The following is a 15,883-nucleotide window of genomic DNA, read 5'->3' on the forward strand; positions in this document are numbered from 1 at the left end:
AATGGCATTGTTAAATGTAAATCAACTTTCGGTACACTTCGGCGACGAAGGTACACCGTTTCGTGCCGTTGACCGCATCAGCTATTCAGTTGAAAAAGGGCAGGTCGTTGGTATTGTCGGTGAATCAGGTTCAGGGAAATCAGTGAGTTCGTTGGCTATCATGGGACTGATTGATTACCCTGGAAAAGTGATGGCAGAATCACTTAAGTTTGATGGTCGCGATTTACTTTCTATCCCTGAAAAAGAGCGCAGGCAAATTGTTGGCGCTGATGTTGCAATGATATTCCAAGACCCAATGACCAGTTTAAATCCGTGTTTTACGGTAGGTTATCAGATCATGGAAGCGCTGAAAGTTCATCAAGGTGGTAATAAAAGTACGCGAAAACAGCGTACTATAGATTTACTCGATATGGTTGGGATCCCCGATCCACAATCGCGCCTTGATGTTTATCCACATCAATTATCGGGAGGGATGAGCCAGCGTGTCATGATTGCGATGGCGATTGCTTGTCGTCCTAAATTATTGATAGCAGATGAGCCAACAACGGCGCTCGATGTAACTATTCAAGCTCAAATTATTGAGCTATTACTTGAATTACAGCAGCAAGAAAATATGGCATTAGTTTTGATCACTCATGACCTTGCCTTGGTTGCTGAAGCTGCCCATCACATTATTGTGATGTATGCAGGGCAAGTGGTTGAATCAGCCAAAGCGACGGATATATTTAAATATCCCCGCCATCCTTATACGCAGGCACTTTTACGAGCCTTACCTGAGTTTGCGACTAACAAATCACGATTGGCTTCACTTCCCGGCGTTGTTCCCGGTAAATATGACAGGCCATTAGGCTGTTTGTTAAACCCTCGCTGCCCGTATGCGACGGACCGTTGCCGACAAGAAGAACCAATACTACAAACAATTGGCGATCGTCAGGTGAAATGTCATATGCCGTTAGATGATATGGGGAGGCCAACACTATGAGTGAAAAACAACATGCGCCGTTACTCAAAGCGGTGGATTTAAAAAAATACTATTCTGTTAGCGGTGGGCTATTTTCGAGTGAAAAAACGCTAAAAGCTTTGGATGGCGTTTCGTTTGAATTGGAAAAAGGTAAAACGTTAGCGGTCGTGGGTGAGTCTGGTTGTGGTAAATCAACATTAGGTCGTCTTTTGACTATGATTGAAGTGCCATCAGAAGGTGAGCTTTATTACCAAGAGCAAAACTTGTTAGTCAAAGATAAGTCAGCGGAAAAACTACGTCGTCAGAAAATTCAAATCGTATTTCAAAACCCCTATGGGTCATTGAATCCACGGAAAAAAGTTGGGCAGATACTTGAAGAACCTTTAGTGATTAACACGACGCTTTCAAAAGCAGAGCGTAAAGAACGTGTTTTGTCGATGATGGCAAAAGTTGGATTAAAAACGGAGCACTATAGTCGTTATCCACACATGTTTTCAGGGGGGCAGCGTCAACGTATTGCGATTGCGCGAGGCTTGATGCTTGACCCGGATATCGTTGTGGCCGATGAGCCAGTTTCGGCATTGGATGTTTCTGTGCGTGCCCAAGTTCTTAATTTAATGATGGATTTACAGCAAGATTTAGGGCTTTCATATGTGTTTATTTCCCATGATTTATCGGTGGTCGAGCATATTGCCGATGATGTGATGGTGATGTATTTAGGCCGTTGCGTAGAAAAAGGGACAAAAGAGCAGATTTTTAATAACCCGCTGCATCCTTATACACAGGCACTTTTATCGGCGACGCCAAGACTTAACCCTGATTCTCGGCGAGAAAGGATCAAACTTACTGGAGAATTGCCGAGTCCGTTAAACCCACCACCAGGGTGTGCATTTGCGGCTCGTTGCCGTAGAGCCTTTGGTCAGTGCACGCAATTTCAACCAGAATTGAAAGAGTATGATGGGCAGTTAATTGCTTGTTTTGCTGTTGATGAAGACGAAAAACAAACAGTAATAGTGAGTTAATCAAACTAAAACGGCAGAAATTTCGATGTTTCTGCCGTTTATCCGCTCTGTTTTGGCATTTGCTAGTTATTAATTCGCGTCTTATCTTAAATATACAATCTTTCTTTTTAAATCGCTCTTTTATCGATAAAATCAAGTATACTGACTGCCGTATTCCATTTTCTTTAAAAAGATGCTTGATTAGGAAGGTTGTGGCCAAATGAACACGCGAGTCCAACGCTCACTAACGTTAAAAAGTATGATCGTATTCTTTGCGATTACGCTGCTTTTTCTCGCACTTTTTTTAGCGATTCAATTCAGTTATTTACTTGATCAACGTAAACAAGATTACTTGGATCAACTAAGCAATGCAGTGGTGCAAATCCAAAAGCCATTAACCGACTCATTATTAAGCTCTGACTTAAATGAAGTTAAAAAGTTACTTATTAGCTTGAAAACATCGGGAATTATGGGCAAAGCAATAATCACGGTCGATAATGCCACCGTGATGAATTTAAGCTTTGCAACACCGCGGCCTATCCCTGAATGGGCAGTAAAATTTGTTGATATTCCTGTTGAGATGACGGTGCCATTGTATGCATATGGCAATGTAGCGCCTTTAGCCAAGCCACAAGGGTATTTAACTTTACAGGTAGACTCAAATCGTGTTTATCGATTTGCTCTGAATACATTGGCAATCATGACAACAACTTATTTATTGTTAGTCTTGATAATCACCATCGCAATGACATGGTGTGTTAGTCGTATGATTATTAGGCCACTGCGCAAAATTGCCATTGAATTACAAACAAATCATGATGTAAAAAGCCTCACAGTATCCGATTATCATCAAGATGATGAGTTAGGGCTCTTAGCAAAAGGCTATAATCGTCAAATAAAAAACAAAATTCAGACTAAGCCATGAACATGTATTAAGCTTTGTGGTCTAATATCGTTATATACTCAATAGCATGAGTGAGTGTTCTAATTAGAACTTCAAATTATCAAGAGTATATTTGATTTTAATGGTATTTGATAAAGCCAGACTATATCGTTTAACCCAATAAATTTACGTTTTTTGTGAATTTGTCAGCTGTGATTTGTGGTTAAATACAAAGATATAAAACACATAGGGGTTTACATGCAGGGCTTGAAAGTTCGGTATATCATCAGTGTTGTTGTATTGTCAGTGGCTGGCTTTGCCAGTGCTGAACCATTACAACCTGATCCAGCATGGCAGCAAGGAAAGCTAGAAAATGGCTTTAGCTGGCAATTATTACAAACACCACAGCGCCCGAATGACCGCGTTCAACTCAGATTAGCAATCAAAACTGGCTCACTATCAGAAAAAGCGAGTGAAAAGGGCTACAGTTATTTGATCCCTAAAATGGCGTTGTATCATCAAACAGATGCATTTCCTGCTGCGGTTTTACAAGATTTTTGGCGTCAGGCAACCGATCCTGATATGCCAATTCCCCCCGCTGTGGTTTCTTACGATTACACGCTTTACAGTTTAAGTTTACCTAACAATAAACCAGAGTTAGTCAAACAAGCGCTAACTTGGCTTGCAACCTCTGTTGCAGGTGCGACGTATACAGAAACTGCATTACATAACGGGCTGACTATTCAAAATCTTCCAGTGGCAACATTACCTCTTGATGCAAGCGACCCTGTCTGGCGTGCTCGTTTGAAAGGCTCTGCCATGATGGGTTATGACCCCGGACAAAAACCAAATGACGATATTTCCCTAGAGAACGTCCAGTCTTTTTATCAAAAATGGTATACGCCGGATGTCATGACGCTATATGTGGCAGGTCATGTTGATTCACGGATGTTATCAGACAGTATTTCTCAGACTTTTTCTTCATTAGAAGGTAAGCGTTCAGAGCCTGTGTCTGTGGCGGTATTGTCTGCAGTAAAACCTCAGTCGATTGATATTTTGCAAGATCAACAAACCAAAGACACACTGTCTTTAATTTGGGATATTGATTGGCTGCCGATTAACGACTCTAATGTGTTATTGCGTTATTGGGGAAGCGATCTCGCCCGTGAAGCAGTCTACCGTTCTTTGCAAAAGGCATTTAACCAAAAATTTAGCCAAGACGAAGTGATGACCGGCTTAGATTGTCGAGTGCAGTATCAGAAAGCCAGTTGTACTCTAACTGTTTCAGCTTCACCTGAAAAAATGGCAGCGGTAACTGATGTTGTGATGAATGAGCTAGTGACAATTAACCAAAATGGTATTGCACCTGAGTTGTTTGATGACATGCTCAAAGAAAAGCAGATCCAGCTTTCACAACTGTTCGCTGCATATGCGCGTACCAGTACAGATGTATTGATTAGTCAGCGTTTGATATCGCAGCAAAATGGTGTTGTTGATATCGCGCCAGAGCAATATCAACGCCTAAGACAAACATTCTTGGCATCGCAAAACCTTGAACAAGTGAATATGGACGTGAGACGTTTACTTTCTCAAGAGGCCGCTTTTGTTTTAGCTCAGCCGAAAGAAAAGCAAACAATGGATGCCGAGCAAATTCGTCAGAAATTTAGCAAAGCATTGTGGCCACAATCACAGGCAGCACTACCTGCTGAAACAGGTGTTTTGACGAAAGAACAAGATACTTCAATTAAACTGAGTGCGCCAGACGCCAAATGATACAATAAATTAGCCCCTAATATTTCAGGGGCTAATTATTTATGTCAGCAATACTTCAATTGTTTTAATCAAGGTTTCCCTAGATTCTCGATTATCCACAAATCCAGCCACACTGATTTTAGCTTCAGGGGCATAGTATGCTACAGACCCCCAGAAACCTAAGTGAGAGTAAAGGGTAACGCCATTGATTTTACTCGCCATAATACCTAAACGATAGGCTTCTGCCCCATGATGGGAACCGATACTTAGCATAGTGTCTAAAGTCTCAGTGGCGGAGAAGATATTGCCATTAAACAGTGCCTCAAAGAACAGTGCCATTTGTTTTGAAGACATAATTAAGCCACCACCACCGTATGTGTCCATTGATGCATGAATATGAGTACCTTCTACCTTCCCTAAATACTGACGAGCCCGAGGTGTTTCCGCTATGGGCGGCTCTAAATATTCCCAATAAGCACTTTTCAGTCCAATTTCATTGAATTTTAATAGCTCTCTAACGGCGATACCAAGGGATTGCTTTGTCACATTTTCAATAATATCACCCAATAAAATATACCCGGTATCAGAATAAATAAATGACTCTGAAGGTGGAATTAATGGAAATTGCTTGTGGTTATACAGTTCTATTTGTTCTAAGCGGCTCCATTCATAGTCGGGACGCTTTAGGACTTCTTTGAGGTAATCTGCATCTGCATGGTCATATAAGCCGCTACTGTGATTGAGTAAGTGCCTAATGGTTATCGCGTTAGTGTCATAACGTGGACTAAGTAGTTGATTGTAATTTGCGGAAATATAAGACGAAATACTGTCATCAATGGACAGTTTTCCCTGCTCGGCTAAGCGTAAAATAGCCGCTGCTGTAAAGGTTTTTGTATTGCTGGCTATACGTAATGGGGTATCGACAGTTAAAGCATGTCCGGCAAGGTCACTGCCCCTTGCACAGAATGTGGTAACGCTATCTTTGGCTTGATTGTGACAATAAAGTACGACGCCGCAGGTTAAGGATTCAAGTTGTGATATTGGCATTTTTATGACCGTTTTATTATAGATTGAATACAACCACTTAATCATTTTTATCGTAATTAATAAACACTTTAAATGGGCTAAAGGTGGGAACTTTATAATTATGTGAATATAATGTTATTTTTAATATAAAAATGATAGCGGTGTTTTGTCGTATGGCGATAAAGGAAAGATAATGAACAACTCTGAGATATTGTTACATCGATTAGGTTTGCGTTATCCAATCATTCAGGCACCAATGGCGGGAGTTTCAACACCCGCATTAGCAGCGGCAGTGAGTGACGCTGGTGGTTTAGGTTCACTCGGGTTAGGTGCAAGCTCTGTTGAGCAAGCTAAAGCAATGATTGCTGCAACCCAAGCGCTAACGAATAAGCCTTTTAATGTGAATCTATTCTGCCACTTAGCGCCAAAGCGTAATATTACGAATGAGCAAGCTTGGATTGATTATCTTGCACCACAGTTTGCTGAATTTAAAACCACACCACCGAAAAAACTTCATGAAATTTATCAGACATTTATAGATAATCCTGAAATGTTGGCGTTGCTGCTTGAAATGAAACCAGCAGTCGTCAGTTTTCATTTCAATGTGCCATCCTCTGAGGTTGTTAGCCAATTAAAACAGAAAGGGATTTATACCATGGCAACCGCAACCAACTTGCAAGAGGTGAGATTAATAGAGCAAGCTGGGATAGAGGCTATTATTGCACAAGGTATTGAAGCCGGTGGTCATCGAGGCATGTTTGACGTAAAAGTGAAAGATGATGAGCTAAGCACTGATGAACTTGTGGTGTTATTTTCACGGCATAGCGAATTACCGATTATTGCCGCGGGTGGCATAATGACAGGGCATGATATTCAATCGGTAATGAAACAAGGGGCTGTAGCGGCGCAACTAGGTACAGCGTTTATTTTGTGTCCAGAATCATCAGCCAATGAGGGATATCGACATAAATTAAAGCACCAAATTATCGATAATACCGCACTAACTTCAGCCATTTCTGGACGTCCAGCTAGGGGGATCGTTAACACTTTTATCTGTCTTGGGCAGCGATATGATATAGGGAAATTACCTGATTACCCAATTGCTTATGATCTCGGTAAGCAGCTAAATGCAGCCACAACAAGGTTTGGTCGAGACGATTTCTCCGCCTATTGGGCAGGACAAAGTGTTACCCGAGTCCGTGAGATGACGGCAACAGCGTTAGTTGAAACATTAGTACAAGAGATGAAGGAATAGATGTGTTGCAAAGAGTTGGGGGGATGAAATATGCATCATCCCCCTTGAAATATTTAAGACGTTAGAATTTCTTGCTGAGGTTCTTTTGGCTCATCAGTGGCAATCCAAGCGGCACAAAAAAGAGTTAATCGAGCAAAGAAATAGAAAAAAGCCATTAAGCCGATGACAGAACCAAATGCAGCGCCGGAAGGGGATGACGCCAAATTAGGTAAAATCCATGTCATTATGGATTTAATAATTTCAAAGCCAATCGCCGCAAGTAACGTTCCTTTTAGCAACGATGTACGACGATGTTGCATGCGTGGAAGGATCCAAAAAATCCATAAAAACAGTAAAAAATTAGCGGTAATGGAAATAGTGAGTCCAATTAGCGTCCAAACAGGTTTTAGCCATTCGATTCCCCCTAAGCCAATGAGACTGACAATGGTTGCTTGTGCAGAACCCGCAACTGAGGTCAACGTGATGGTAACAACGAGAGCAATGAGTAAGCCTATTAGCGCAAAAAAATCACGAATATAGCGAAAAATAATATTCTCGTGTTCATCTTCGTTGCGTTCCCAAACTGGGCGAGATTGCGCCAAAATAGCCAAGCGCAAGTTATTCACCCAATTGACTCCTGAATAAACAGCTAAGGCTAAACCGGTTAATCCAACAGTGGTGCGTTGACGGATAGCGGTATCAATCGTTCCTTCTAAGGTACCCGCAAGGGTTGGGTCGGTAATATTTGCGGAGATACCTCGAATAAGTTTCTCAAGTAATTCGGGATTACTGGCTAATACGAAACCGGCCGCGGCGAAACTAAACATCAATACCGGAATTAATGATAAAAATGAGAAATAGGTGATAGCTGCGCCAAACTGGTTTCCCATCCGGTCATTGAAACGTTGCGCGGTACGAATAATATGTGCAATAAATGGGATAGCACAGACAAAATTAACCACTCGCATCGAGAAGGTGAGCGCTTTTTTACTGCCATCAATACTTTTATTGAGTGTCGCTTTCAGCTTGTTTGTTTCTTGTTGTTCTTCATCCGGCATATTCGACATTCGTTCCCCTTTTTATACCACTTATCAAATTTACTGATTTTTCATCATGCTACATTTTTACCTTACTATAGCTTAAATTAGGGTATAACTTCACCTCAATACCCATTTTTGTATTAAAAACGGGTATTAAAGTGTGACTTTTGAGGTGAAATTAAGCGATTAATTAATCAGAAGAAAGTGCAATAATTGAGGATTAAAGCGCCTCTTTATATGTTTTTAATTCAGCCTGTGCTTGGTTCAATTCTTCTTGAGCTTCCGCCAGTTTGCGTTCACGTTTTGCTATTTTTTGGCTATCGTCGCCTTTTTGTTTTTCTTCTAACAATTCAGCTTCACGCTCTTTGACCTTCTCCATTTTTTCAGCCACTTCTTTTTGGCTATCACGATAGAGGGACTCAGGCGTACAATAGGCATTTACGTTATCAAGCGCTCGTTGTAGGCCATTCATTTGATGGCTATTACCGTGCGCTTTCGCATACTCAATTTGTTTTTCAATTTTCTGCTTTTTGATGTCACAACCATTTTGTGGTTGAGCAGCCATTGCGGATGCGCTAGCGAAGAATGCAATTGATGCTGCAGTTATAATGACGAGTTTTTTCATGATTTGCCTCTGGTTATCTTGAAATTTGAGTTTAGGATAGCGTTAAGTTTTCTTTAAGTCATGTAAATTTTGCAATTAGCTGAGTTATGACAATTCTGTTTAAATTTCGCTATAATGGCGCGAAAGAATTAATTCGGTCTATTTTTTATTCATCTTTGATAGTAGTCATATTACTGGCTAGTGTTGAATTTCCTCAGGAAATAAACGTTACATGTTAAGTTATCGTCACAGCTTTCACGCAGGCAACCATGCAGATGTGCTAAAACACACCGTACAAAGTCTGATTATTGAATCTCTTAAAGAGAAAGAAAAACCATTTCTGTATTTGGATACTCACGCAGGTGCCGGGCGTTACCAGCTAACGGGTGAACATGCAGAAAAAACAGGTGAATATCTACAAGGGATTGCACGTATTTGGGAGCAGCCTGACTTACCTGAAGAATTGCTACCTTATATGAATATTGTTCGTCGTATGAATGAAAATGGGCGACTACGCCATTACCCTGGCTCGCCATTATTGGCGAAATACCTACTGCGTGAAGACGATAAACTGGTATTAACTGAATTGCATTCAAGCGATTACCCGTTATTACGTGCTGAATTTTCACGTGATAGACGTACCCAAGTCTCTAAAGAAGATGGCTATCAACAATTGAAGTCGAAGTTACCACCTTATAGCCGCCGTGGTTTTATGCTGATGGATCCACCTTATGAGATGAAATCTGATTATGAGGCGGTAATTAAAGCAACCGTTGAGGGCTATAAACGTTTCTCAACAGGTACCTATGCTATATGGTACCCCGTTGTATTACGCCAGCAAATTAAACGTATGGTGAATCAATTAGAAGCTACGGGGATCCGTCGAATTTTACAAATTGAACTCGCGGTACGCCCTGATAGCGATCAGCGTGGCATGACAGCATCAGGTATGATTGTCATCAATCCACCTTGGAAGCTTGAGCAACAAATGAAAAATGTACTGCCATGGTTACATAAAACACTGGTACCAGAAGGCACTGGACACACATTGGTTGAGTGGATCGTACCTGAATAAATCGGTAATAATAGGAGTAAGCTATTATATTAATAGGTGCAATCTATCTTAAATGGCTATTTTTCGGTGTTCATTATAACGAGAGATAGCATAATAAGAGATGATCCACTGATTATTCATTCAATAAATGGGAATAACCAACTTATGAGCAAACATTACGACTATATTGCAATTGGTGGCGGTAGCGGCGGTATTGCGTCCATGAACCGTGCAGCAATGTATGGGCAAAAATGTGCCCTAATCGAAGCGAAAGCGTTAGGTGGAACTTGCGTGAATGTAGGGTGCGTGCCTAAAAAAGTGATGTGGCATGCAGCACAAATTTCTGAAGCGATCCGTGCTTATGGCCCAGATTATGGCTTCGACGCGACAATCAACCGTTTTGATTGGAAAAAGCTGATTGAAAGTCGCACTGCTTATATTGACCGTATTCACCAATCCTACGATAGGGTTTTGGGCAATAATAAGGTTGATGTGATCAGTGGTTTTGCTCGTTTTGTTGATGCCCATACGGTTGAAGTCAATGGTGAAACCTATACCGCCGATCATATTCTGATCGCGACGGGTGGACGTCCTGTGATCCCGACGATCCCTGGCGCTGAATATGGTATTACCTCTGATGGTTTCTTTGAGCTGGACGATTTACCAAAACGTATTGCAGTCGTTGGCGCGGGTTATATTGCCGTTGAACTGGCGGGTGTTCTAAATGGCCTAGGCAGTGAAGCACATTTATTTGTGCGTAAACATGCCCCCCTGCGTTCTTTTGATCCCCTGATTGTGGAAACGCTGGTCGAAGTGATGAATGCCGAAGGTCCAAAACTTCACACAGAATCAGTGCCAAAAGAAGTTGTGAAAAATGCCGATGGCTCACTGACGTTAAAATTGGAAAATGGCCAAGAACAAACGGTTGATGCATTGATTTGGGCTATCGGGCGTGAGCCAATGACTGATAACCTGAATATTGAAGCCGCTGGCGTTGAGCTGAATGAAAAAGGCTATATTAACGTTGATAAATTCCAAAATACCAATGTGGCAGGTGTTTACGCCGTAGGTGATAACACCGGTGCGGTTGAGCTGACACCTGTTGCAGTTGCGGCTGGCCGTCGTTTATCTGAACGTTTATTTAATAATAAGCCCGATGAGTATTTGGACTACAGCAATATTCCTACCGTTGTGTTCTCCCACCCTCCAATTGGTACGGTAGGTTTGAGTGAACCAGAAGCGATTGAAAAATATGGTGCTGACAAGGTTAAGTCATATAAATCATCATTTACCGCGATGTATACGGCGGTAACGTCTCATCGCCAGCCTTGCCGCATGAAACTAGTTTGCGTAGGTGAAGATGAGAAAATTGTTGGTATTCATGGTATTGGTTTTGGTATGGATGAAATCCTACAAGGTTTTGCGGTGGCGCTTAAAATGGGGGCAACCAAGAAAGACTTCGATAATACCGTGGCAATTCACCCAACAGCAGCAGAAGAGTTTGTGACGATGCGTTAAGCAGAGCGATAACTTTTAAGAACAAAATCAACGGCGAATGCGAAAATGCATTCGCCTTTTTTATACAATAAGGTTAACTATTCAGCAATGCAGCAATTTCAGAGTTAGAAGACAAGCTGTTGAGATAGGTTTTCATGACTGGCGTGGCTTTCATGATGTTATATTTAACTAAAAACATAATAAAAGCACCGACATATACATCTACTGCGGTCATTTTTTCCCCACAGATAAAGGGTTTTGCATTCGCTAGACCCGTTTCTAAGCAAGCAAAAGCACGCTCAAAAGAACCAAAACCGGATGATTTTTGTTGTTCTTCATCTAAGGTTATATCCAGATTTTGAATGGTAAACGCAGACTCAATAGGCCCTGCTGTAAAAAAGAACCAGCGATAATACGCTGCACGCTCAGGGCTATTTAGTGCTGGAGCAAAGCCTTTCTCAATGAATTTATCAGCCAAATACATACATATCGCCGAAGTTTCAGTGACAACCACATCACCATCGACTAAAGCCGGTACTTTTGCCATTGGATTAATCGCAAGATATTCCGGGGTATGCATATCTGCCCCGTAAGCTAATTCAATGCGTTTATAGGGTACAGCTAAAATTTTTAATAGCAGGTCGACAGTATTACCACGTGACATTGAATTAGTAAAAAGGACAAGCTCGCTCATGGTTTATTCCCTTATATGAAGTTGAATACTGACTATAAGGGAATAGAGTGTCAGAAATTGTCAGGAGAGACGCACAATACCTCTTTTTGCCATCGCGCTAATAAATAATTTTTAGGATAAGGTAATGTATCAGTGAGGACTTGGTAAGATTGAATTCGGTCGAGCCGAAAATGGCGATAACTTTGGCGCAATTCACACCAAGCCGCTAAAACTTGGCTTTCTTTCATATAACCGATAGCAATCGGCCAAATTATCCGGCTACTGGGTTGGTTTTGTCCATCCAAATAAGTTATGTCTGCTTTGCGCTCTTCACGTAAGCTGAGTCGTAAATCTTTAGCGATAGCATCATTAATAAGTGTGAAATGAGTGGTTGGGGCGAATAAGGTATTATCACTTAGGATTTTCTGCGATTTACTCGTCACTATCGAATTTATTTTATTAATTGCCCGTAATGCGGACTTTTTTAATTCTTCATCTGCATTACTTTTTACCCACCGTAAACCCAGAATTAATGCTTCAAGCTCATTGTCATCAAACATTAAAGGTGGCAGTAATAACCCGGTTTTTAATTGGTAGCCAATACCCGCTTCACCTATGATTTCAGCACCTTGATGACGTAATGATTCAATATCACGGTAGATTGACCTCACACTAACCTGTAATTGTGACGCAAGTGCATTTGCCGTGATGGGATAACGGTTCTCTTTTAATATTTGTAATAGCGTTAATAAACGCTGGGTGCGTGTCATGGCTTATCTACTTATTATTTGCTTTTCTGCCACCAAGAAACAATGTAATCAGCGATTTGCTCTGGGTTATTAATATCGAGTTGAGGCACATGGGTATCAATAATTTGATTACTGGCGACAGCGACAACATACTGATCAACTAAGCCATTAAGTGGTTTACCGACCTCAGATCGAAACAAGGCAATTTTATCGATCGTTTCGTGTTTGAATCCTTCGACTAAGATCAGATCAAGTGAGGTCGGATCAAATCGACTCGCTAAGTAGCGTAAGTCCATTTCATTACTTTCAGGCGTCTCTGTCATCAATGCCCAGCGATTTTCACTGGCGACTAAAGTTTGGTATGCGCCAGCTTTACGCAATTCATAACTGTCTTTACCCGGTTTATCTACATCCATATCGTGATGAGTATGTTTTATGAGCCCAACGCGGACATTACGTTGCTTGAGTAGCGGGATGACTTTTTTTAATAGTGTTGTTTTGCCGGTGCCACTGTAAGCGGTTATGCCTAAAAGAGGTAACATATTCTGATCCATAATTATTTTTGTTTTAACTCCCAGTTACGGCTGTCTTCAGGTGTGTTTAAATTCGCAAATGAGCCGGATAGGGATGAAAACATAATGCCTTTTGCATCAATTTGTTGCATAAATAACATCAGCTTGCGATCGCCACGAGCGAGATAATCATCAAGTTGCGGTTGTAATGAACGGTGAAGTAACGCGAACGTCGGATGTTCTCGTTCACTATCACATGCGTAGCAAGCTAAGTGTTTCCCTTTCTCATTGAACATTTTTTCTGCCAAATTGAGTGGAAAATCCGGTACATCACAAGGGACAAATAGCAGCCAATCTGTTTTAGCTTGATGCAAAGCTGCTTGCATCCCGGCCAATGGTCCTGAAAAATCATTATTTAGATCCGAAATAACAGGTACTAGACTTTGGCGATAGCTATCTTGATTGCGATTCGCATTGATAATTATTTGCTCAACTTGTGGTTGAAGTCGCTCAATAATATATTGGTATAGTGGCTTACCGAGTAAGGGAACTAAACCTTTATCTTGCCCGCCCATTCGAGTGCCTCGGCCACCGGCAAGGATAACGCCGGTTATTGACTGACGAAATAACATATTCAAAATCCCTGAATATTATCGATAAAATGTTTCAACATAGTCGAATTATTTTGAGTATATACTCGTCATTCTTCTAGTTGCATGCATTTTAAATTATTTAAAGTAGGGTAATTGCTAAAATTTATTCTATTTTATTATAAAATCAATGAATATTCCCGTAGTTCGGCGTTAAACTTTACTTAGATTGACAACAGTTCGCTTTTTCTCTTGTATGATTATTGATAACTTGTATCGAATATTCGTGATAAAGGAATAAACATGAAATGCCATCGCTTGAATGAAGTCATTGAGCTTCTGCAACCGGTCTGGAAAGACAATTCTGAGCTAAATTTAGTTGAATTATTGCAGAAACTTGCAGATGAAGCTGGTTTTAAAGGCAGTTTATCTGAGCTGACTGATGATATTTTAATTTATCATTTAAAAATGCGTGGAACCGATAGCAATGAAGCGATTCCCGGCTTGAAAAAAGATTATGAAGATGATTTTAAAACCGCAATTTTGCGGGCTCGTGGCATTATTAAAGATTAAGTCATAATGGAAAAAATAGAACAATCAAACTTTCATTTTAGCGGGATATCCCCTGATTTGATCTTAGATGCACTGATGGAAGTTGGGATCTATCCTGAGTCAGGGCTGACAGAATTAAACAGCTATGAAAATCGCGTTTACCAATTTCAAGATGAAAATCGTCAACGTTATGTGGTGAAATTTTATCGCCCAGAGCGCTGGAGCCGCTCGCAAATTCAAGAAGAACATGATTTTACGCTTGAATTGAAGGATGAAGATTTATTCGTTGCGGCCCCATTAGAATTCGCAGGGCAGACAGTTTTAGAGTTTGGCGGGTTTATGTTTGCTGTTTTTCCGAGTATTGGAGGACGCCAATATGAAACGGATAATTTATTTCAATTAGAAAGCGTTGGTAGCTTATTAGGGCGCGTTCACCAAATTGGTAAAAAAAGAAACTTTGCATTTCGACCGACGATGGGGGTTGATGAATATCTTGACCAACCACGTAATATTATTGTTACGAGCCCACTCATAACAGCACGCTGGAAAGATAAATTTATTGAATCGTTAGACTCACTGATTGCGCAAGTTAAACGGCATTGGCCTGACACACACTCAATTTTGCGTCTACAAGGTGATTGCCATCCGGGCAATATTTTATGGCGTGATGAAGCATGGTTAGTGGATTTTGATGATGCACGAAATGGTCCGGCGATCCAGGATTTATGGATGCTGCTCAATGGTTCACGCCAAGAGCAAATTATACAGTTAGATACGTTATTAGATGTTTATAATGAGTTTTGTGATTTTGATGTAAAAGAGCTAAAGCTCATTGAGCCGCTAAGAGCCATGCGAATGGTTCATTATCTTGGATGGATTATTCGTCGCTGGCAAGATCCGGCTTTCCCAAGAGCGTTTTCATGGCTACAAGCTGATGATTTTTGGCAAACGCAATCAAAGGAATTTGCTCAACAAATTGCACGATTGCAGGAAGCCCCTTTGCAGTTGAACCCTCAATTTTAATTATTAAGATCTTATTTTTGGAGAGTGTAGTATATGAAAAAAATCATGTTGGCTTTGATTGGTATAGCCATGTCTTTTGGTGTATCTGCGGCAAATTACACGGAAGGTAAAGAATATACTGATGTGAAATCATCGGTACAAAACTTACCACAAGTTCTTGAATTCTTCTCTTTTTACTGCCCACACTGCTACCAGTTCGAAAGTGTGTATAAAGTGCCACAAACCGTTGCTAAAAACCTACCTGAAGGCGTAAAAATGGAACGTTACCATGTTGACTTCCTTGGTCCTCTAGGTGCGGATTTAACTCAAGCTTGGGCAGTTGCGATTGTCCTTAATGCAGAAGATAAAGTGACCCCAATTTTATTTGAAGGCATCCAAAAAACACAAACGATTAATAGCCCAGCAGATATCCGTAATGCATTTATCAAAGCGGGTATTTCTGGTGAAGAGTATGATGCTGCGCTAAATAGCTTTGTGGTTAAATCGGTCGTTGCTAAGCAACAAAATGCAGCACAAGATTTAAAACTACGTGGTGTTCCAGCCATGTTTATTGATGGTAAATACCAAGTACGTAACAATGGTATTGCGGTTGATGATGCAGCTGATTATGGCAAAGAGTTCTCTAACATCGTGAACTTCCTCGTGAATAAAAAGTAGTTATTATTGATGGCGGTATCCCCTACCGCCATCACTTCTTTTTCCTACCATCTATTATCAATATCCACAATAAAA

The 15,883-nt window shown here is 40.8% G+C and carries 17 protein-coding genes; 10 read left to right on the forward strand and 7 right to left on the reverse strand.

Annotated elements, in window-relative coordinates; genetic code table 11:
- The first annotated feature begins 1 nt into the window (after position 1).
- From dppD to M998_RS12210, 4 genes are all read left to right on the forward strand, one after another.
- Complete coding sequence (gene dppD, locus M998_RS12195; protein ID WP_068438524.1) at positions 2-982, forward strand: dipeptide ABC transporter ATP-binding protein; 981 nt, start codon at positions 2-4, stop codon at positions 980-982.
- The gene (gene dppF, locus M998_RS12200; protein WP_068438522.1) at positions 979-1,983 is read left to right on the forward strand and encodes a dipeptide ABC transporter ATP-binding subunit DppF; all 1,005 of its coding nucleotides are present in this window, start codon (positions 979-981) and stop codon (positions 1,981-1,983) included. The genes dppD and dppF overlap by 4 nt, the downstream gene beginning before the upstream one ends.
- Before the next feature lie 199 nt (positions 1,984-2,182).
- Positions 2,183-2,887 carry a HAMP domain-containing protein gene (locus M998_RS12205; RefSeq protein WP_068909089.1) on the forward strand — a complete coding sequence of 235 codons (705 nt, stop codon included), beginning with the start codon at positions 2,183-2,185 and terminating at the stop codon, positions 2,885-2,887.
- 216 nt (positions 2,888-3,103) lie between these two features.
- A complete protein-coding gene (locus M998_RS12210) occupies positions 3,104-4,618 on the forward strand; it encodes an insulinase family protein (protein ID WP_068909091.1) in 1,515 nt (504 codons plus the stop codon).
- A 39-nt stretch (positions 4,619-4,657) separates the two neighbouring features.
- On the opposite strand, the gene M998_RS12215 is transcribed toward M998_RS12210, so the two are convergent.
- On the reverse strand, positions 4,658-5,644 hold the full coding sequence (locus tag M998_RS12215) for a serine hydrolase domain-containing protein (RefSeq protein ID WP_068909127.1): 987 nt from the start codon (positions 5,642-5,644) through the stop codon (positions 4,658-4,660).
- Positions 5,645-5,816: 172 nt separating this feature from the next.
- Here M998_RS12215 and M998_RS12220 point away from each other — a divergent pair, with 172 nt between their 5' ends.
- Positions 5,817-6,878 carry an NAD(P)H-dependent flavin oxidoreductase gene (locus M998_RS12220; RefSeq protein WP_068909093.1) on the forward strand — a complete coding sequence of 354 codons (1,062 nt, stop codon included), beginning with the start codon at positions 5,817-5,819 and terminating at the stop codon, positions 6,876-6,878.
- 53 nt (positions 6,879-6,931) lie between these two features.
- Here the strand turns inward: M998_RS12220 and yhjD are convergent, their stop codons facing one another.
- The gene (gene yhjD / locus M998_RS12225) at positions 6,932-7,924 is read right to left on the reverse strand and encodes an inner membrane protein YhjD (RefSeq protein ID WP_111750918.1); all 993 of its coding nucleotides are present in this window, start codon (positions 7,922-7,924) and stop codon (positions 6,932-6,934) included.
- Between the two features lie 193 nt (positions 7,925-8,117).
- The gene (locus M998_RS12230; RefSeq protein WP_068909094.1) at positions 8,118-8,522 is read right to left on the reverse strand and encodes a DUF1090 domain-containing protein; all 405 of its coding nucleotides are present in this window, start codon (positions 8,520-8,522) and stop codon (positions 8,118-8,120) included.
- 211 nt (positions 8,523-8,733) lie between these two features.
- Between M998_RS12230 and M998_RS12235 the strand changes: the two genes are divergently transcribed.
- Complete coding sequence (locus M998_RS12235; RefSeq protein ID WP_068438505.1) at positions 8,734-9,576, forward strand: 23S rRNA (adenine(2030)-N(6))-methyltransferase RlmJ; 843 nt, start codon at positions 8,734-8,736, stop codon at positions 9,574-9,576.
- A gap of 144 nt (positions 9,577-9,720) precedes the next feature.
- Positions 9,721-11,073, forward strand: a complete 1,353-nt coding sequence (gene gorA / locus M998_RS12240) for a glutathione-disulfide reductase (protein WP_068438501.1) — start codon at positions 9,721-9,723, stop codon at positions 11,071-11,073.
- A 73-nt stretch (positions 11,074-11,146) separates the two neighbouring features.
- On the opposite strand, the gene M998_RS12245 is transcribed toward gorA, so the two are convergent.
- Genes M998_RS12245 through mobA form a run of 4 tightly spaced genes read right to left on the reverse strand, consistent with a single transcriptional unit; the run spans position 11,147 to position 13,618 of the window.
- Positions 11,147-11,746, reverse strand: coding sequence for a glutathione S-transferase family protein (locus M998_RS12245; protein WP_068438499.1), 600 nt, complete (start codon positions 11,744-11,746; stop codon positions 11,147-11,149).
- 50 nt (positions 11,747-11,796) lie between these two features.
- Positions 11,797-12,495, reverse strand: a complete 699-nt coding sequence (locus tag M998_RS12250; protein WP_068438497.1) for a helix-turn-helix transcriptional regulator — start codon at positions 12,493-12,495, stop codon at positions 11,797-11,799.
- A 14-nt stretch (positions 12,496-12,509) separates the two neighbouring features.
- Positions 12,510-13,028: a molybdopterin-guanine dinucleotide biosynthesis protein MobB gene (gene mobB / locus M998_RS12255; RefSeq protein ID WP_068438494.1), complete on the reverse strand. Its 519-nt coding sequence runs from the start codon at positions 13,026-13,028 to the stop codon at positions 12,510-12,512.
- 2 nt (positions 13,029-13,030) lie between these two features.
- Positions 13,031-13,618, reverse strand: coding sequence for a molybdenum cofactor guanylyltransferase MobA (gene mobA / locus M998_RS12260; protein WP_068909096.1), 588 nt, complete (start codon positions 13,616-13,618; stop codon positions 13,031-13,033).
- Positions 13,619-13,879: 261 nt separating this feature from the next.
- On the opposite strand from mobA, the gene M998_RS12265 reads away from it, so the two are divergent.
- From M998_RS12265 to dsbA, 3 genes are read left to right on the forward strand one after another with little or no spacing between them, the layout of a single operon-like run.
- Entirely contained in the window at positions 13,880-14,149 is a 270-nt protein-coding gene (locus M998_RS12265; protein WP_068909098.1) for a YihD family protein, read from the forward strand.
- A gap of 6 nt (positions 14,150-14,155) precedes the next feature.
- A complete protein-coding gene (locus tag M998_RS12270) occupies positions 14,156-15,151 on the forward strand; it encodes a serine/threonine protein kinase (protein ID WP_068438485.1) in 996 nt (331 codons plus the stop codon).
- A 33-nt stretch (positions 15,152-15,184) separates the two neighbouring features.
- Complete coding sequence (gene dsbA, locus M998_RS12275) at positions 15,185-15,808, forward strand: thiol:disulfide interchange protein DsbA (RefSeq protein ID WP_068438483.1); 624 nt, start codon at positions 15,185-15,187, stop codon at positions 15,806-15,808.
- The last annotated feature ends 75 nt before the right edge of the window (positions 15,809-15,883 follow it).

It is taken from the genome of Providencia heimbachae ATCC 35613 (assembly GCF_001655055.1).
Classification (GTDB): domain Bacteria; phylum Pseudomonadota; class Gammaproteobacteria; order Enterobacterales; family Enterobacteriaceae; genus Providencia; species Providencia heimbachae.